Annotated in this window: 12 protein-coding genes and 2 tRNA genes; 10 read left to right on the top strand and 4 right to left on the bottom strand. The window is 50.9% G+C overall.

What is annotated here, in order from left to right; all coding sequences use genetic code 11:
• Positions 1 to 45: 45 nt before the first annotated feature.
• The 4 genes from ACFQE9_RS14970 (at position 46) to ACFQE9_RS14955 (ending at position 3,310) form a co-directional block, all read left to right on the top strand.
• Positions 46 to 795, top strand: coding sequence for a class I SAM-dependent methyltransferase (locus ACFQE9_RS14970; protein WP_379746530.1), 750 nt, complete (start codon positions 46 to 48; stop codon positions 793 to 795).
• A gap of 75 nt (positions 796 to 870) precedes the next feature.
• A tRNA-Gly gene (locus ACFQE9_RS14965) sits at positions 871 to 941 on the top strand.
• Between the two features lie 141 nt (positions 942 to 1,082).
• Entirely contained in the window at positions 1,083 to 2,240 is a 1,158-nt protein-coding gene (locus ACFQE9_RS14960; RefSeq protein WP_379746527.1) for a tyrosine-type recombinase/integrase, read from the top strand.
• Between the two features lie 281 nt (positions 2,241 to 2,521).
• Positions 2,522 to 3,310 carry a hypothetical protein gene (locus ACFQE9_RS14955; RefSeq protein ID WP_379746524.1) on the top strand — a complete coding sequence of 263 codons (789 nt, stop codon included), beginning with the start codon at positions 2,522 to 2,524 and terminating at the stop codon, positions 3,308 to 3,310.
• A gap of 438 nt (positions 3,311 to 3,748) precedes the next feature.
• Here the strand turns inward: ACFQE9_RS14955 and ACFQE9_RS14950 are convergent, their stop codons facing one another.
• From ACFQE9_RS14950 to ACFQE9_RS14940, 3 genes are all read right to left on the bottom strand, one after another.
• Positions 3,749 to 4,816, bottom strand: a complete 1,068-nt coding sequence (locus ACFQE9_RS14950) for a type I restriction enzyme HsdR N-terminal domain-containing protein (RefSeq protein WP_379746521.1) — start codon at positions 4,814 to 4,816, stop codon at positions 3,749 to 3,751.
• Positions 4,816 to 5,583: a hypothetical protein gene (locus ACFQE9_RS14945; RefSeq protein WP_379746518.1), complete on the bottom strand. Its 768-nt coding sequence runs from the start codon at positions 5,581 to 5,583 to the stop codon at positions 4,816 to 4,818. The genes ACFQE9_RS14950 and ACFQE9_RS14945 overlap by 1 nt, the downstream gene beginning before the upstream one ends.
• A 247-nt stretch (positions 5,584 to 5,830) precedes the next feature.
• Positions 5,831 to 9,712: an Eco57I restriction-modification methylase domain-containing protein gene (locus ACFQE9_RS14940; protein ID WP_379746516.1), complete on the bottom strand. Its 3,882-nt coding sequence runs from the start codon at positions 9,710 to 9,712 to the stop codon at positions 5,831 to 5,833.
• Between the two features lie 407 nt (positions 9,713 to 10,119).
• Here ACFQE9_RS14940 and ACFQE9_RS14935 point away from each other — a divergent pair, with 407 nt between their 5' ends.
• The 3 genes from ACFQE9_RS14935 to ACFQE9_RS14925 all read left to right on the top strand — a co-directional run bounded on the left by ACFQE9_RS14935 (position 10,120) and on the right by ACFQE9_RS14925 (position 14,247).
• Positions 10,120 to 11,664: a hypothetical protein gene (locus tag ACFQE9_RS14935; RefSeq protein ID WP_379746513.1), complete on the top strand. Its 1,545-nt coding sequence runs from the start codon at positions 10,120 to 10,122 to the stop codon at positions 11,662 to 11,664.
• A 1,348-nt stretch (positions 11,665 to 13,012) separates the two neighbouring features.
• Positions 13,013 to 13,309 carry a hypothetical protein gene (locus ACFQE9_RS14930; RefSeq protein ID WP_379746510.1) on the top strand — a complete coding sequence of 99 codons (297 nt, stop codon included), beginning with the start codon at positions 13,013 to 13,015 and terminating at the stop codon, positions 13,307 to 13,309.
• Positions 13,306 to 14,247: a hypothetical protein gene (locus ACFQE9_RS14925; RefSeq protein WP_379746507.1), complete on the top strand. Its 942-nt coding sequence runs from the start codon at positions 13,306 to 13,308 to the stop codon at positions 14,245 to 14,247. The genes ACFQE9_RS14930 and ACFQE9_RS14925 overlap by 4 nt, the downstream gene beginning before the upstream one ends.
• A 45-nt stretch (positions 14,248 to 14,292) precedes the next feature.
• Here ACFQE9_RS14925 and ACFQE9_RS14920 read toward each other — a convergent pair whose 3' ends face one another.
• The gene (locus ACFQE9_RS14920) at positions 14,293 to 16,233 is read right to left on the bottom strand and encodes an AAA family ATPase (protein ID WP_379746504.1); all 1,941 of its coding nucleotides are present in this window, start codon (positions 16,231 to 16,233) and stop codon (positions 14,293 to 14,295) included.
• A gap of 1,673 nt (positions 16,234 to 17,906) precedes the next feature.
• On the opposite strand from ACFQE9_RS14920, the gene ACFQE9_RS14915 reads away from it, so the two are divergent.
• The 3 genes from ACFQE9_RS14915 (at position 17,907) to ACFQE9_RS14905 (ending at position 19,289) form a co-directional block, all read left to right on the top strand.
• Entirely contained in the window at positions 17,907 to 18,239 is a 333-nt protein-coding gene (locus ACFQE9_RS14915) for a GNAT family N-acetyltransferase (RefSeq protein ID WP_379746501.1), read from the top strand.
• 224 nt (positions 18,240 to 18,463) lie between these two features.
• Positions 18,464 to 18,946 carry an HNH endonuclease gene (locus tag ACFQE9_RS14910; RefSeq protein ID WP_379746498.1) on the top strand — a complete coding sequence of 161 codons (483 nt, stop codon included), beginning with the start codon at positions 18,464 to 18,466 and terminating at the stop codon, positions 18,944 to 18,946.
• 281 nt (positions 18,947 to 19,227) lie between these two features.
• Positions 19,228 to 19,289, top strand: a tRNA-Leu gene (locus ACFQE9_RS14905).
• The last annotated feature ends 22 nt before the right edge of the window (positions 19,290 to 19,311 follow it).

Below are 19,311 nucleotides of genomic sequence, written 5' to 3'. Positions count from 1 at the left end.
GGGACTTTCGGGGAACCTTTCCCCGCGGCCTCCGCAGGAGCGTCCATGGCGGAGGACTCCGAACGGAAGGATTCCGAACGGGACGGTCCTGAATCGGGTGGACCGCGCCCGCGGGACCGCGATCCCATCGCGACGTACGATCGGATCGCCGCCCACTTCGCGAAGACGCGCGAGTACGCCTGGCCGGAGGTCGAGTCCTTCCTCGAGGGACGGACGGCGACGCGGGCGCTCGACGTCGGCTGTGGAAACGGTCGCCACACGGAGACGCTGGCACGGCGTTCGTGGTCGGTCGTCGGCGTCGACGCGAGCCGCGGACTCCTCCGGGAGGCGGCCGATCGGCGCGACTCCCGAGGATTCGATGCCGAACTCCTGCAGGGCGACGCCGCGTCCCTGCCGCTCCGGACTGACTCCGTGGACCTCGGCGTCTACGTCGCGACGATCCATCACCTCCGATCCCGCGAGCACCGGGTTCGAAGCCTCGACGAACTCGCCCGCGTTCTGTGTGGCGACGGCGTCGCGCTCGTGAGCACCTGGAGTACGGCCCACGATCGCTTCGCGGACGTCCCTGGGACCACCACCGACGACGCGAACGTCGAGGACGCCGACGCGGAGGGGTTCGACACCACGGTCGACTGGACGCTTCCGGGCGGCGAGACGGTTCCCCGGTTCTACCACATCTACGCGCCCGCGGAGTTCCGTGCGGACCTCGAGGCGAGCGACCTGTCGATCGAGGAGTTCGAGATCTCCAGCGGCAACTGCTACGTGGTCGTTCGGCCGGATCCGGCCGCCAGGTGAGGTGTGAACCGTCCCGACCCGGTCCCGATCGAAAAGGGCAAGGTCCTTATTCCACCGGCGATTTCCCGTAGATGGGCGCCGGTGGTCTAGTGGTAGGACCTGAGCCTTCCAAGCTCATGGCCCGGGTTCAAATCCCGGCCGGCGCATACGGCTCTAACACGCCCGATTTCGCCTTTTTCCACCGCAAATTCTGTGAAAAGGCCTAAAAGAAAATCGGTCCTAACACCACCCGAAAAACCGCCATATGGGGTAGGGGTAGGACCACAATCCAGGCTCACGGTGGAAATATGAAAATCAACACGCGCGAACAAGAGGAAACAGAGCTACCAGTACCCCCCGTTGCTGAAGCTACGAACGAGTCGCTACAATCATTCAGCGAGATGATCCAAGACGACTACAAGCAGTACAAAATCACCTTCATCCGCTGGCTGATGAACGAGGGGAAAGACACGTACCGAGGAGAAGGCTTCTCAGAATCTACAGTCAAAACTACCCACTACAAGATCGATGAAGTGTACAAATGGTTGTGGGAACAAGAAGGGGAATTCACCAAAGAAATAACCCAAGAGCAAGCCACCGAACTTCTCGATACGTTAATGAAACACTCCACCCACCCAGATAGCTACGTCTACACGTTCGAGAAGTGCATCCGCCGGTTATTCAAATACAAGCGCGAGGCTCAGAATCGAGACATTCCCGAGTGGGAACACGACATTCCGATCGAACCATCGCGCAATTCCGACGACTCGGAGAAGGTTAAAGATCGATTCTACCCTGACGAGATGAATCGACTCTATGAAGCCGCACTAGAGAAATACTCCATCAAGAGTTACTGGAATCTCACGTCCGACGAACGGGCGGAATTGAAACGGTTCGTCGCTCAACAACAGGGGATCAAGAAGGAGAACGTATCGAAAGAAGACTTTAAAAACGCCTCGTCGTGGAAGTACCCCTCGATTATTTCGGTCACTTCCGATCTCGGACTCCGACCTATTGAGGTGGGGAAAATGCAGCCGGAGTGGATTGACCTCGATCGGAACATGATCAATATCCCCGCAAAGGAGTCTACTAAGAATAAGGAAGCCTGGAATTGCGAAATCTCGTCTACCTCTCGAAATGCTCTGAAACATTGGCTTCAGGAGCGGCAATCGTATGAAAAGTACGACGGTGAAGACGAGCTGTGGCTTACGAAATATGGAAATCGATACGATGCTCGGAATCTGAACAAACTGCTGGACCAACTCATAGAGGGTGCTGACCTCCAAGGATCGAACCGTACCCTATCGTGGTACTCATTCCGTCATGGGGTCGCTTCGCTCTGGACCGAGAAAGAGGGAATCGCACAAGCGGCGGAACAAGTCCGACATTCCAATCTCAAAACGACTCGAAAGTACCTTCGAACGAATAAACGAAGTGCAGATAACCGAGCTGAAGATAAGTGGTAAAATAGAAAAAAGCCCCCGACCTGTTAAGGCCGGGGGTGGGGTGTGTCATTCATCAGCATTATCGATGTAGGGTGAGGTGCGGACGAACTCTCGGTGTGTCGAGACACAGATTGAAGGGATGACGGGGAATCCATCTCGAACCCCCCATGGCATATTGTTCTCACACTAGTATTAAGGAAGTGGCTACCGTCTGTACAGTAGAGGCATTTTACTGGCGTTACCCTCTCTGAGATCCGGCGCTGTCCGTCGATGATGGGTATCGCCAACCCCTTCGTTAACCTATGAGTGCCAACCAAACCAGCCACACAGCCGAAACGATAACTGAACCATCTGACGAATACGCCGCCACGCCCGAGGTAGATCCGCCAACCGACTCGAAATCAGTCTACACACCGACCGACTCTGAGGATGACGGCGACAAGGACGAGATACACATCAACGGGGAGGCGTACAACGACCTAACGAAACCTGACCCTCATTGTGCGACGTTTTTCTCTCCAAGCGACGTTCGAGGTGAGAAGTGGGTGTCCGACTTTCTTAACCTCAATCGGGAACGATACTTTCGGATGCTTTCCGCCATCAATCGCGGCGAGAAGAACGGCCCGACGTGGGAACACAGCCAACTCCACACCTACCGGCTTCGAAAAGACCTCGTCGAAATCATCGGCCAACGGCTCAATCTGACGGAACGGCAGATCGAGCGTTCGATCGCGAGGGCAACGAACATCGACGGCGAGAAATTCGGACAGCGGTTGGAACTGGCCGTCTTCTGCACCTGTGCATACGTCGTCCATCGGGACGAGAGCGGGTACACCAAGGAAAGGCACTTCCATCCGAACAGTCCCGAGACAGACGAACTGTTCGAGGAGGTAGCTGAGGAGTTCAATCTCAGCGAGAACCGTATCGAGAACGTCTGCCGAATGTTCGACCAAACCTTCGGAGAGCTACCGCCGGTACAGTTCGACTCGCGGAAGCCCAACTGGAAAGCGAACGAACATCCCGATCGTCGGATCGTGGAATCACCCTCGGTGGACGAGAAGCACGGACAGCGTTGGAGGGGTGGTATATAAACCCCTTAGCATTCATTAGGGTGGATAAGTAGTGATACACCGGGGAAGTGCCAGGGAAGTATCAACAACAACGGATTGTATCATTGTTTGAAATGTGTAGTTTAACACATAGAGGGTGTGGGATCGAGTTATCTTAGAGAAGTAGATATGACGTGAATAGAAATATTACTGAGACGATTCAGTGACTAACGCCGACTCTATGTGTTGAACTACTGAAACAAACACGAAGATGAGACTGGTGAAGGGATCAGTGGAAGTTACCGTTGAAGATGTTCGCGCTCGTTGATCCGACCACGGGTATCGGTAGTAACCAGTCGGCTACGTTTCACTCAATCCTTTCGAGTAGGAACTCTGAGGTCAGACTCAGGAAGTTGTTGAGCTTTTGCGTTTGTGAAGATTTCACGCGACTATAGGTAGCAGTCGGAGATTCAGGTCAGATCACCAATTCTGGGAGAAATCGCATTCCAAACCCACCTTCTCGGGGAGTTCTGATGTGTATCGCTTCTTGTCTTCTGAGTTTAGGTTCGTGAGTAAATAATACCCACCTGAAACTCTCTTTTGTGCCCGCATATCTGAACCGTTCGGATGCGTGGGTTCATCGTTGAGGAGTGCGCGACTTCCCTGTCCTGTACCGGGAATGTAAGGTATATCGATCTCGTCAAGAAGCCCCTCCTCCCCTATGAGGTAGTTCACGAGTGACCCAACTGCCTCCGATTGGACATCCTCTGCCACTCGGAAGACCTCGTCGCCATTTCGATTGAGACTAATGATGTACTCTCCACCCTCGGGTTTGTCGTCACCTCCCTTTGGGTCTTGAATTACAGCTGTCCGGTGGGCCTCCTCCTCCAACGTCTCGATGAGGTCGTCGACGAACGCTTTCGCTTCATCCTCGATTTGCTGTGACACAGCACTTCCGGCGACCTCCGTAACCTCACCCGTCACGTCCTCTGCAAGAGTTTCCTTGTTTTTTCGGAGGGAGGCGACAGCGTTCTGTACTGCTTCGATCTTCTCAGCAATTTGTCGGGATTCTCCCGAGTCGATAGACTCCCGAGAAAGAGCCTTGAGGGGGTGTTCGTTAGCAGGAACTCTCTCGATGGTGAACTTCGCAAGTGAGATTTCGTTGGGGCGGTTGCTGGATACGTCTCGCCGGAATATTTCGAATTTACGACCATTAGTGAGGAGTCCCCAATCGACCCCGACTTGTCGCATGTAGCTTTTCAGCTGATTCTCGTGACTTTGGCCAAGTGGCGTGTCACATCCCTTCGCCTCCACGAATACGATGGGTGTTCCCTCCCGCTTGAGTGCGTAATCAACCTTCTTTGTCCCCGACCCCATCTGAACAGAGTACTCAAGCTCAACGTCAGAGGAGAGAATATCCCATCCGAGAAGCTCAATCAGCGGTTCGATGATCTTCCGCTTGGTGTTCTCCTCGTCCATCTGTGGGGAGTTCTCAATCAGTTGAACTGACCGCTCCGAATACCGCGACAACTCATCGTTGAGAGGCATTACTTTTCACCTCGAATCCCCTGAACGAGACTGGCGATCTGTTCCTTACTCTTGTTGGTTACGTCGTATTCAACTTTCAATTTCAGTTGCTTGGCAGACTCGTCAGCCTTCAACACCATTTCGTCCACGTCAGCGGATACTTTATCGGCTTCCACATCTTTGCCCGCTTCGGTAGATTCCTCCTCAACGGTTTCTTCGGGTTCGGGTATCGGGTACTCCTCGGCCAGTTCGTTGACAAATTCCCCATACTGGTCGGACACTTCGAGGCGCGTCTCAAATCCCTTTCTTCCGGTGATGAACTCTCCAAGTCCAGCCGCCTGAGCGGTTTTGATCAGGAGATTGATTTCCCTATCCGAATGCTCGTCGCCAGTCGATGCTTCCGCCTTCTCCTTGAATACGCTCTGTTTGACCGCCGGATTGTCTTTGACTTTCTCCACTAAGTTTCCGGCGTGGATACGCAGTAGCGTGTCCCGGTACGGTTCGTAAAATCCGATGGCTTCTCGAAATGCGGTCTGTACCGGCTTGTCGTCGATGTTCTCGGAGTAGCTGATACCTGAACCTCGATTGGTGTTCTGAACGTCGTCGTCCTCGACAGTCAAGAAGCCAAGTTTCGCGCCATAGTCAATGCAGGCTCGAATCTGCCGCTGATCAATTTCCAGTTGGTCATAGAGGTCGGTCTTCTTGGAGCCGCTAACCTTGTGAAGGTGGCGGCAGAGTTCGTGTAGCGCCTCGGGCTTGGCCCGGCTTGGGAGTTCGACGGGGGTCATCTACAAACAGGTACTAGTCCCCCCACTATAGTAGTTACGACGCCGGCGTGTAATAGAACCCACGTTATTAACGGCGTTTTTTGGCATTTAGAAGACTTGTATTTCGTAGTTAGGGTTAAACGGACGTCCAAAACAAAATGGGCCGTTTGAAATCCCGCGTTCAGCTGTTTGGCTATATCTGCTGACGGAAAGGAGGCTGAATGGAGAAATACAGCCCACAGTACCGAGTACTTTGACTGGAGTGTAGTCAGAACACTTCGAGGTAGTCCTCGATAACCTCCCGCTCCTCATCGGTGAGGTCGAACAGGTTGTACACCGTCTCGTCGATCTCCGCTTCGAGGTCTTCGATGCTTGTTTCTTCGACTGTTTTCCGGTCGGCTTCCAGCACCTCTATGAGTTGTTCCACGCCGTCCCGAGAACGTGGGATCGGGATCGTCTGTTGTTCTCCCTTCTTCATATTCCGCCCATCTACAGCGGTGTGAACGTACTTCGCTCGGAGCTTTCGCTCCTCTTGGTCGCCGCGATCCATTAGCGGGTCGGTAATCTCGTCGGAGCGGCCAGCAGTAACCGCGAAGCGTCCATCGGTTTTCTGCTGAATGTCGGCGTCAACCGGGTAGCGTCGGGTCTGCCACTCATAGTCGATGTACCCGAGGTCGCCGTCGAAGTCTCCGAGATAGGCTTCAGGGAAGCGTCCCGTCTTATTGTCTATATCGAGAGTAGCCACGATTTTGTCTGCCCGTGACTGAATCGTATCGAACGAAGACGCATCTCCCTCTGTAATGGTGGGTAATTGTTCCAGATATTGCGCCCGGTACTCGTAGAATCCTCCAGCCTTAACAGTCGTAATATGCTTGAAATAGAAATCGAGAGCCTTCGAGTTCATTTGAGCGGTGACAACTTCGGTAAGTTCGTCAATTTCGGGTAATAGTTGGATTCCGTAGGCGGTTTTGAAATACCAGACTCCGACAGAGTCCACCATAAATCGCGAATTTTCCGATATGTGTGCTCCGATAGCTTTCGGTCGCTCAAAGCGATCGTGGCTTTTCGGATAGATGAAGCCATACCAGTCATCACGACCGTTCATTTTCCCTCCCTCTCGTCCTTCAAGCGTTTCTCGATGTTCCTCGAAATACTCCCACGAGAGTGGTAGATTCTTTTTTAGATGGCTTTCTGTGTAGAGGTCGGATGTTAGCTCTCCATCCTCATTCTCCTCTATTTTGTACGGGAGAATTACATGCTGACCCGACCAATCCGCTTCCCATCTCTGAATGTCTTTACCATCAAGCCAAGGAGAAAGAAGATCTGTCTCAATCTCGTACTCACGGTCTTCCCCTGATGGAACGACTCGAACCGTGTCGCCACCTTCATCAGGTTCCATCCGGCCTGCATTCACCGGAGTGACGACGTACACTTTGTTGGCACTCGTCTGAGTACCCGCAAAAACAGAATCTGTTATCTCATCCAGCCTGCTATCGCTTTTGCGCTCAAGCTTCCGAAACACCTCCAGTTCTTCCGGTGGCATCATCGACCAGTAGCCGTCACCAAGTTCCATTTGTGGGAAGTCGAACACGTCGATGAACTCGTCCGAATACCCCGGTTCTCCACGGTGATCGCGCACAGCGGCGACGATCTCCTCGTCCAACGCTCTTCCTGTGTCTTCTTCGACGTTCGCCTTCACCCGGACACACCGAATCTGATTCTTCTCACGAGCGTCTTCGTCCGGTTCGTCTTCCGCAATTACGATAGCCGGGTAGTTCGTCGCGTCCTTAAACACGCCTGAATCCCGGAAGTCGTACACTTCATCGAGGGCGGTTTCTTCTCGAAGGACACGACGAAGCCCGTCCCCGTAGTCAGTCACCATGAACTGGTTCGGTGTAATATATCCGAGTCTCCCCGTCCCTTCTTCGAGCCAGTCAATTCCCCGCTCATAGAACGGACAGTAGAGATCGTAGTTACCTGTGGTGGAGTCGTACAGTTCGTCGAGGATCGCTTTCTGTTGATCGGGAAGGTTCTGAATACGGACGTAGGGAGGATTCCCAACGACGTACTGGTACTCCATATAGTTCTTCACGACGAGCGCGAGAACGCTGTCCTCGAACATCTTGAACAGCCGTCCGTCACCGTGATCCTCTCGAAGGTAGCGAACCGTCGCGAGAATGTCGTTGACATACGGCTCGAAGAATTCCTCGACGCCGTCGTACTCTCGGGTCGTGTAGCGGTGGATTCCTTGTTCGAGGCCACCGCCATACTCCCACCAACTCTCCTGCATGTGGAATTTCACCACATCGAGGACGCCCTGTAGGGCTGCGTAATATTCCCCGAAGTTCCGAACGCCGGCGTTCATCTTCGCGGTGTCGTACTTCGGCATCCGGACACGCTGAACGAGGAAGCCGTCTTCGAGTTCGGAGTCGGCCACCTCACCCTCATTGACCTCGATGGGAAGGGGAACTGGGATCTTCACGTCCTGACTGTCCTCCGTGATCGAGTCGAGCGTCATCTGCGTCTGCTCGTCGTCGCCGAGATCTATTCCCGTCAATTCACGCTCGTTCCGTAGCGAGTCAGTTCGGAAGATCGGAAGCCGACGTATGGTGAAACTCTCCGTCTCGCGTTTTGCCTCCCGGTACTCGGGGAGGATGGCGACCATAAAGCGAATCTGTGCCATTAACACTGCGAACGGGTGAATGTCAAGACCGACGATGTGCGGCGTCGTACACAGTTCCGTGAGGTGTTCCGACCAATCGGGATCGTCGTTGTACCGCCGCACGTCGTCGAGATAGCGGTTCACGGCTTCCACGAGGAAGGTCCCGGAGCCGCAGGACGGGTCGATAAGGCGCTCCTGTGAAACGCCGACGTTGTAGTCCACACCATCCATGATGTAGTCGATGACCGGCTGTGGCGTGTAGAACTCCCCGAGGGCCTTCCGTGTCTCCGGATCGAAGTACCGCTGATAGAGATCCCCGAGCGGGTCGCCCTCGATCTCCGCGAAGTCGAACTTGAGGACAGCGAAGGAGACGTGAGCGATAGCGCGACTGAACCGCTCGCGGGTGGCGGGACTCACACGGCTCACCTCACTTCCATCTTTGGCTACGTCGCGGAAACGGGTGTACGGGCTGTCGTGTTGGCTCGCGGTCTGTTCGCCGTAGCCGTCGGTCCACCAGATGAAGATGTCGTCCTCAAACAGACTCTGGACGAGCTGATTCCGCATATCTTCGATCATCCCGTTCGCCGCGACGGGATAGGCATCCAGTTCGATGTTCCCGCTGAAGCCGCCGAGTTCATCGAAGTATCGACGAAGCCCCTTGCTGTTCGGGAAGAAGTCGTGATCGTCGGTGGCCTTCGCCAAGAGGAGACGAGCGAGGAGCGCGTGGCCGGACTCCAGACAGAACATAAAGTCCCGAAGTGATTGCTTCCCTCCGATAAACGGTTCCCACGAGTCGGGCGTCTCGTCGGGTTCGCTTGCGTAGCTGGCCTCCCAAAAGTCGTAGGCCCCCTTCACGAATTTCGCTTCCTGTTCGTCACGGAGTTCTTCGAGCAAGTCCATCATCGCCGTCACGAGATTGGCAAAGGGACTGTCCTCCTCCAAACGGAACGTCTCGAAGAAGTGTTCCTGTCCGAGTTGCCCGTCGAGTTCCACTTCATCGAGGCGGTCGAGGAAGGCTGTGACGCTCTCGGGATCGGTTATGTCCCACTCGGGCTTTTGGAGGGCGGCTTCGAGATCGGCGGCGTCACTCTCAGTTGCGTCTTCGAGGGAGACGGTGAGGAGGTGAGTGTGTCCGTCACGGCGGTAGAGGCGGAGTTCGTCGCCGTTGGTGAGAACGCCATAATCGGCCTTCAGTTCGTCTACGTAGTGAAATAGTTGATCTTCGTGGGGAGTAAGATCGCGTCCCGTCGTTTTGAACTCATAGACGGCCGTGACAGACTCGTTGTTGTCCAGAGTTACGTAGTCGGGACGTCGATCGTCGGGAAGCGTCCACTCACTACGAAGGTCATATCCCGTTCCCTGATATCCGAGATGGGTATAGAAGTTCTCGTTGAGAAAGGCATTTTCAACGTCTTTCTCGGTCATATTCCCATCCAGTCGGGAGGAAACCTCGTGGAGGGCGTCAAGAATCGCAGACGTATCGGACATAACAAACCCGAGACAGCCACACGGTAAAAAGGTTGTATCGACGGAGATTTACTGACTTATTTCACCATCGGAGCTTCGACACGATTTAACCAATCCCGCTCACTTCTATCGATATTACGCTGAGAAATTTATTCGAGGCGAGCAGCGAACCACTCTCGCTATCTGAGGCTCGAAACCGCCTCTATGAAACGATACACAAGGCGTTCGAACAACGCGGAACGTCTCTCGTCGAAGCACTCCCTGCGATGGGAAAGAGCTACGGTGTCGTCGAGTGGGCAGAGGCGACGGGGAATCAACTCACTTTGTTCACTTCCCGCCACGAACTCTACGGTCAGTACAAGAAGTGGTGTTCCGAGCGTGGGTTGACGTATCGGATTCTACCGGCGTTTCATCGAGAGTGTGAGACGATGGGCGGGGACTACCCCATAGAGGGGGAGATACAATCGGTATACGCCACCGGGATTTCGGGAGCAGATATTCACGAGAATTCGAAGATGCACTTCGGGAAGCTCCTTCCCTGCCAAGTGAATGGCCGATGTTCCTATATGGAACAGCGTGATTTCGACCCCGACGAGTATGATGTACTAATCGGTCACTACCTCCAAGCACACAACGAGAACTACATCGAAGATAGATACGTCGCTTACGACGAGTTTCCTGGTGACGCATACTTCTTCGAGCCGACACACAATGAAGCAACGCGAGCAATTACGAACTATCTCCAAATCGACGACGATCTCCCCTTCGAGAACTGGAAGCAGCTGACTCGTCGTCGATTCAAACCGGAGTATCAGGATGCCATTGATGCTTGGAAGGATGATATGAGCAGCTACGCTCACCGAGACACTCGGCGAGAGTCACAGCAAAGTCGGGGTTTCCACGCTCACGCACCCCTTTTGGCACACGCCGGCCTTGAGTTCGAGTTACTAGATAACGAATGGGAGGTTGCAGAACTTGATGCAGGACGTGTCGCAACCAAAAGTCCCGATGACGAGTGGACAGTCCTCATTCCACCCCCGCTCTATGCGGCCGAAAGCGTAGTTGCCCTCGACGGTACACCCACGATCACAAAATGGCGGCTCATACTCGGTGGGGATTGGGTATATCACGAGGAGGTACTGGAATCAAATCAGGAGAAGCGCACATACCTTCGTGACGTTCTCAGCCTTCAGATCGTCCAAACCAATGCAGGGACAAAACCCTACCAGAGTGGCGCACACGTTAACCACAGATCGGATGGCGCTCTTCTGGAGAATATCCACGAACAAGAGGGACAGAAGCCAGCAGTAATTACGTCAAAACAGGCGAAGGAACAGTATGTCTCCTTCGGAGTGGATAAACACATAGAGCGGGCGGAACACTATGGAAACCTCAAAGGGAGTAACGAGTTCGCTGAAACACGACTTGGTGCGGTTATCGGAAGTCCACATCCCCCTGAGGATGAAGCAGTCGAACGATGGGGCGCTCTCAATGGTGATGCCGTATCACGGAAGGAAGACAGCGATGGAAACGTAACGAAGGGAAATCGCTTAGACTTCGGTCCACTTGGGAACGCACTGTTTGCGGACGTTGTAGGAAAGGAAGTTCTTCAAGCAGTAATGCGATTCGGTCGAACAGCAAGCGGTGGAGAAAAAGGTGCGATCGTATACGTACACACATCTCGTCTCCCTCGATGGATCAATCCTCACGAAGAGGTAACCATCAAGACGTGGTCCAAGGGAATGCAGGAGATCGTCTTGACACTCCGTGAATCCGACAAGTGGCCTGATGGAGAGTGGACAAACAAGGAGATCGCGGAGGGCGTTTCGATTCAGCCTCGTCAAGTGGGGAAGTTGATGCAGGAGCTGGAAGAGGAAGGATACGTAACGTCACGTCGCGGCGGGCGCGGGAACGCGTATCACTGGTCAAATGTACAGCTTGAGAAATTCGCCGAGTTCGGGCGTATGGAGTAGCCGAGGGTTTCCGAACTCTCACGTACGAAGTCTATACGTGAAAATTCGGAAATAGTCGTTCGGGCGGCGCATACGCAGATGCACGAGCTAGTGAGCGTGTGAACGGTGTGTTCGCGCACACACACTTACGCGCCTAGTCATTCTCGATCGTTACTACGGTTGACTCGAGTTCATTGGGTGGATAAATTCATAGACGGGAGTGGAATATGCTTCTGGACTGGCGTAGGTGACAGTAAACGATCTTGTCGCTCGTCGTGGTGAAACACACACACAAATATAAGATAGGTAGGTATTATATATTTCTTATATTTTTAGATCATGAATGGAGAAGCGTGAGATCTTGGTTCACTTCTCTCGGTCATACCATCCACTACCCCCCATCATTACTATAATATATATACTACTGTATGACCACAACAATATGATAGTGTAAAAAGAATAGTTTTACCCTCCCCTCTATGTGTTAAAACACTCTAATTAGTCCACAGAGTAAGGTATTACCAAAGAACAGGTAACAAAACCCACTCTATGAAGTGAATCACTCCGATGTAAACCTATCTGAAGATCACAAATGAACCGTATGTATATACTATATGTATGCCGGGGAGATCGTACTATCAAAGCTGGAGAACAGCCACCGATCTCAAAGCTATTCTAAACCATCTGATGCAAGTGTGAATTAATCTTCCCATCGTACGAGTAGGTAGGGACGTTTCGGTTGGAAAACGCGATAGCAGCCGTCTGTGGAGTTCCGGGACCTCCAAATTAACAATATGGTTATACTATCACCTATGTATAAGTATATAAATAATAAACACCGGGTTAGAACATTGATGTATATCATAATGTGTAATATACGTAACCCCATCTGCGAAATTTCTGATCTGAGGTCAGGAAATATGGGTCGGTTGATGGCCAAATTTAGGGAATTCAAAGTCGTGAAAACTGGGTGTATAGATGATCTCAATTGTGGAACGCTAATCAGATATGTTGGTGGTTCTCAGGCAACTCCTGATATTCAGGGTATAAATATCTATCGACCACTATAATCATAAACAACCGATACAGAGCCTAAGACAGCGGAAATTCTCACCCCGATGGGGGGTATATAAACCCTTTACCATTAATACTATTGGAGGGGATGAGCGGGCGTCCCTGCTATTGTTAGAATGGTACGAGATACTACGATTAGCGTTAGCCGTGCAGAAAAGAACGCGCTCGACGAAGCAAGACTCGTGTTGTACAGAACTGATGAAATACCATACGGTGCAGTGATATACGAATTGGCAGGACGGTATATCGAATCACAAGAATAGCGGCGGCGATTACTGAATCTCTTTTTTATCATATGAAATCAGACACATCTACTGGCGAGACGAACTGTACCTACTGGACACGTGAAGATGCTCGGGAATTCATTACAGACCCGAATGGCGAGATCGTCAACCTTGCTCGACTCACCCTCTATGCAAAGTCCGGCGACGAGATATACGATGCACAGTCCCACCATCAATTACCACTCCTCAAAATAGATGCTCCAGCGTTTCTGGATGCACTATCACAAACGGAACACGGACAGCTTCATAGAGGAGGCTCTGACCCTGTCGAAGTTGACGGCATACCGATGCTCTGTGCCGACGGATGAGTGTCCCAGATGACTATGGGCCAACTAACGGAAATCCACCAGGAACGAGGACGGCAGTTGTACCCGAACCGGGAGATCCATCTACTGCCAACCACGCTACACGTCGGAAACTCCCATTAGCTCCGCCATCGGTGAAGGTAGAACGCCTTCCAGCACCTCTGACTGACTGTGGGGAGCCACAGACAGTTGAGGAAGCACGGGAAACGTACCTACGTACTCAGCGAGCATCGTGGAATGCAGTCGGACGCACGTCGAAGTACGAGCGTCACCGCTACCATATATATCCTCGAATTCTCGAAGCCGATCGACACTTTCGGACGAACTACGAGAACGTCACGACGGCGATGCTCACCCGACGTTTGTCGCCACTCGATGAAACCGACAACTGGCTCACTCCCTGGGAATGCAACGAGATGTTACACGGCGGGGGAGTTCATCGATCCGTTCGTGAAGCGTTGAACTACCATCTCGGTGATTTCACATTCGAGTGGATAGCTGTGACAGCTCCAACTCGGAGTGCCGGAACTCCCCACGAGCATATCTACCTCTGGATCGACGATCTCGATGATGATGTAACGACGGAGCATTTCGAGCCGGGATTGGAAAAGCATCTCAAATATTGTGCGAATGCGTACGAGGAGGATCACCGGTATCGAGCTGACGGCACAAGTGGCGCGATCACTGTTGAACATACACCTCGAATTGTCAAGCAAATCCCGGACAAGCTAAACGATATTAATGACGAGACGAACAGCAGGCTGCTTCCAAATACAGCTGGAGCGCAGTATCTGGCTTCGCAGCTCGCACATTTACCCCTCGGAGATTTCTATGATACCGAACGAGAAGATCCACCGCAGGCATTGTTTGAGGGAGCAGCTCTCGCGTGGGCAAGTCCGAAGGACTGGTTTCGATCGAGTCAGGGCGTCCCAGCGTTGTAGTGTCGTTCCGCTTGGTAGCCCATAGTCGTCAACTCTTGATGGGGCTTAGAATTCTTCCAGATAGGTATTGAAATCCTCAAACAGTTCCTCAAAGTTGTTAAGAGACTCCGGATCGATTTCTTCACGTAATCTCTCCAGGTTCTGCTGTAGATATTCTGCGGGAGCGAAGTGCTCAAAGTTTCCTTCGTTAATATGTTGCCTTTCAAAATATTTTTCCAAGCGCTTGACGACTCTTGGGTTTTCGTTTTTGAAATCGCTGGCAACTATCTCACCAACTGGGTGGGGACCTTGTGCAAGTTCAGCTTGGTACGTTTGATTGACTAGTTCAAGATAGAAGTCTTCACTGAACAAGTCCTCAATATCACTATAGTTTTGGTCAACAAAGTCAGAGGTGGAGCGAATATGTTCATCACTCATCACTCCTTTAGAGGTAATGTCTTCTTTTCGTTGGTTGTATCCAGAGTCCCCGTCCAGTAAGACACCAAGATCAAGATCATTAGCACCGAATAACGAAACAAAGGTAGGGACGTTACTTCCGCTTCCAACCGGAATAACTGTCCAAGACTTGTCTAAGCCCGTCCGTCCTCGTTTCTCCAAGATATTTGAAATAGCGTATAGATAAGCGTGATCTGACTTTCCCTCAACAAGAAGAGTTTGCGGTCGGATCAGAAGCGTGTCAACAAGGTCAAATTCGAATACATTCTGTAGAGGGAGGCGCGTGGCTTCGTCAGTCGCCATAACGTCGTCGGAAATGTTTGTCTGTCCCTCTGGGTCGGCCATTACCATCTTTGATCGGTTCAGATTCCGAGGGTCAATCATAAACGGAGAGTGGGTAGCATAGGCAACGATATGCTCCGCTGATAATTCTTGATCTAGGAAGTCCAAGAAGTCCTGCTGGGCTTTAGCATGTAGATGGAGGCCAGGTTCATCTAATAGTAGGACCAAGTCTTCATCCGAGTCTCGAATATCCCGGAACTGGCAAAATGAGGAGAAGAACCAACGGAACCCTTGCGACCGCTGATCAAAGCCAACCTCAACACCATCACTATTCTCTACAGTAACATCCACAATTTTTCCTGAATTATAATCTGAAGGACCTTCCTGTTTGGCTTCATTTCTATCGAAGGAGAAACGAAGATTCTGATTTTGAGTCCAGTAATTTAGCAAATCTTCCGTCACTCTTCCGGAGGCTGCCTGGAGTTCGGTTCTTATTTTCCGCCAGTCAGGATTGTCCCTCAACTCTTGCAAGTCAAGGTTCGCAACAGAGAGTAGAGACATAAAGACCTCATCAGATTCATCCAGATTATTATTGTTTTTATCTTTGATTAGCTGGTTTATACTCACAGTATCATTCATAATAGAATATTCGCCTATATAATGGAAAGATGGAACCTTCGCCTTCAAGTGATTACGCCCTATCCTCTTCTGAAGGCCCTCTAAATACTCCCCAGAGATCTTGTTCTCCAATTCTTCCAACGCATCATCATCCGAAGTTGACTCTCGGATATTTGCTTTCAATTCCGATATCGAATCTGATCCCAATAGCTTGGTTTCTGTCTTATCATGCAGCCCTCTGTCCGGGACAAGGCCTTGAACGAGAGACGCCTCCTCAATCTCTAGTTCCCACTCCTCGGAATCATCGAGATACCTTTTGTAGATCGCTTCTGTATCCCCAATGATACCACTGTATTCACGGCTTTCTATCTCCACTATATCTTCATCTTCTAACTCGAATTTAGCACTCGCAATGAGGGCTGGTTCGGCATCGTGGTTCCGTTTATATATTGGCCACTTATTTCGGGGGTAGTCTTTGTAGGGAGTATAATCAGGAGATCCAAATCGAGGGTTGATTTGCTCAACAGCATTCATAAAGGCTGTTTTACCAGATTCGTTCTTCCCAATGAAGCACGTGAGATCGTCGATTGAAACCCACCCAGAGTCCTCTATCGATCTGAAGTTCTCCACCTTGAGGGCTTGTAGATCCATGAATACCACATTAAAATACACCTAAATGAATTTGTTCCCAAATAGGATTTTGACACTGTTGAAATCCAATTAGACAGACATTTTGCTTGCTAACAGTCGTTAGGTAGGCACACTCGTTCTAACAGAGCATTCGATAATGAGATCGTGAAAATAATCAATTAGAGATCTTCACTCATATAACCCGACTCTAAGGTTCGATCCACGAGTGTGAGACGACTATGGACGATCACACGGAATAGTCAAACAGAATTATCCCTCCATGAGATCCTTGTGATTAGAATTCCAATATACATAATCGGGAGAGCAAACAATCCGATCCCGACCAAGTCGTTAACGTCTCCTCTGATCACTCTCGCTACAAGACAGATGAAAATCACTACTGCTGCGACTACTGTCAACAAACAGCTGAAAAGCACATAGACTCGCATTCGACTGTGGTCTGGAAATTGTTCGAAGACAACATCCAGAAGAATCAACCATTGGTTTCTTTCGTTGTTCCTTCGGTTATCCCGCTCAACTCTCTTCCTAATTTTATCACGACTCTTCGATTGTTTTACTGCTTTCCGCGCATTTCGAATTAGAATAAACATTGGTGCACCAAACAAGCATAGAAGGATACACGCAACCAACCACATCCATCCACCGTTGAGTGAGTAAATATAGCCAGAAGTGATCGCTGGCCAGAATGAGAGTTCTTGTTTACCCTCCGCGGCGGTTTGTATTGCGATATTCATTATTTACGTAGAGGTTGAGAACAAATGAGTAACAATCTATGGGCCGTCTCCTGCGGTCTCTCTCCGCTATCCATCTCCACTTTCAACGAAAATGTAGGCTTTCCATACAATTATATAGCATTCTCGTGTTGTTTGTGAACGGATGGCACAAGTCCAACCACAGACGATAACGGTTGACCGCGTTAGCAACAGCGGTAACGCCATCGCTCAGCAGCAGCACGCTGGTAAGACCATACACGTCCCTGCCGGCGAGGTTGGTGTTGAATACGACGTGCGTCTGGTCGATCAAGGCTCTCACTTCGAGGCCCGGCTTATCGACCGCACCGAACAGACACAACCCTCACAACCGAGTATCGGCCCCGATACAAGCGACCTCGGAAAAGGCCGTGGTTCAGCGTCTCATTCCCACGAGATACGTGCCTCTCCTGCCGGTGGGAGACTACGCGGGACTCCGGGAAGGGGATCCGGGAAGAAGCGACGCCAGCGATTGTCGCGCCGTAAGAAGTAGGTCTACGGGCGGCATTCACATTTTTCGATTAACGTACTATTAGTACCAACTAGAAAACTTGGACAATTCTCGCGTTCAAACCCCGTCTAAGGTTCTATCCACAAAGATGACAATGGATGGTCACACGTAAAACACGATCTCGGGTTTTCGCCGTTGTTTTGGGAACCGTATCTGACTATCTATCGATATTACTCTTCTCGCTGAATAGAGATCACTAGTAGTGGCATATGTCGTTTATAACAAATATATGATTTTTCGGTGGATAACGCATAGTCGTCTCAAAGGACATGGTTCAGATGAATACGAGTTAGACAAATCTTGTATGCCTAGAAAAATCCATTTGAGCCATAGATCTAAAGACAAAGATCGGTCGTTAATTCTTTATATAATAAAATTTATATTTATGGGAGTGCTATAATCATATACAGATTATGGCTGCTACCGAAGATCTCGATCAAGTTGATCAGAATGATATACTTCTCACAGAGGCGGTTCTGGGATACGATATTCGTCTTCAGGAAAGCTGTGTAGGAGCCATAGAAGGGAAGCCAGGAGAGATCAACTATCTCTTAGTCGAACCGCCGTGGGAGGGGAACGGGATTGCACGAGCTGCCCTCAATAAATTCATCAGCCTGAGTCGGAGCTACGGTGCGTCCGAAGTTATAACGAGCAACGTCATTCACCCAGCCATGAAACACATTTTGGAGACCGAAGGCTTCGAGGAGCGATCCGATGATATTGGGTGGGTTAAAGAATTCCGCTGAAACCGAACCAGAATCTAATAAAATATCTGGTACAGATGTTTGCCTCTGTTGATATCCTCTTCTTCAGACATATCCTTGTCTGAAACAGCCGGTTGCTGAAGAGTGCGTATTCGCCACTAGGGTTTTGCCTGTTCAAGGAAGTGTTCCGGTAGCCGTGCAAAATACAACGCGCATACTCAGCAAGGGGAAACTGTTATCATATATAATCCGTACTATCTTGATATATGTCAAGACCCCTCCCAAGCGACTGGTCGAAGCGGCGGAGGGAGGTTCTCCGCAGGGATGACTATATGTGCCGACACTGCGAGAGACACGAGGATATGAGAGGTGTTTCTTTAGAGGTTCACCATATTGTTCCACGAAGCCGTGGCGGAAGCCATGATAAATTGAATCTAGTTACGATGTGTAGGCACTGCCACGACCGCGCACATAACGGGAATGTGAAAGCTCCTGATGAGCCTATAGGTTACATTGGACGTTTGAAGGAAGAAGTGAGGAGCTTTCGATGGCGCCAAGCAAATATCACAAATATTGACCCTCAATCACTTGCCAGAACAGTTGCTGGGTCGTTGCCGGATCCCACCTCGGTTAAGACCCATACATCATTAAGAAATACCATTGCTGATCCTCCTTCCCGAACTTTACCCGATTTCATTATAGATGTTGGAAACCATATAACTGAAAGAGAATCTGCCTGTGCTGAATGAATTTTGTTGACGATTCTTGGAAGCCTGTGGACGATCGCTCTTGCTTTGGTGTTCGAGAAAGATGAGGAGTCGTGGTGTGAGAATTATATAAAGAAACCACATCGTGAGCTTATAAAAGATGGTGATGAAGTACTGTTTTTCGGGTGTGATTACGCGAGGATTTCTAAGCGGTCTTCGGGTGGGGTAGACCGATACTTTATTACAGTCGGTTGGTGTAGATGTGGGTATAGGATTTGCCGGTGGACGATTCCGGATATTATTTCCGGTAGATGGGCGATTTCGGGTGTGGTACATTCACGAGCCTTCCAAGCTCATGGCCCGGGTTCAAATCCCGGCCGGCGCACTTTGTGACGAACGGACGTGAG

This window comes from Halopenitus salinus (assembly GCF_042662125.1).
Taxonomy (GTDB): domain Archaea; phylum Halobacteriota; class Halobacteria; order Halobacteriales; family Haloferacaceae; genus Halopenitus; species Halopenitus salinus.
This window is presented reverse-complemented; position numbering and strand designations above follow the sequence as displayed.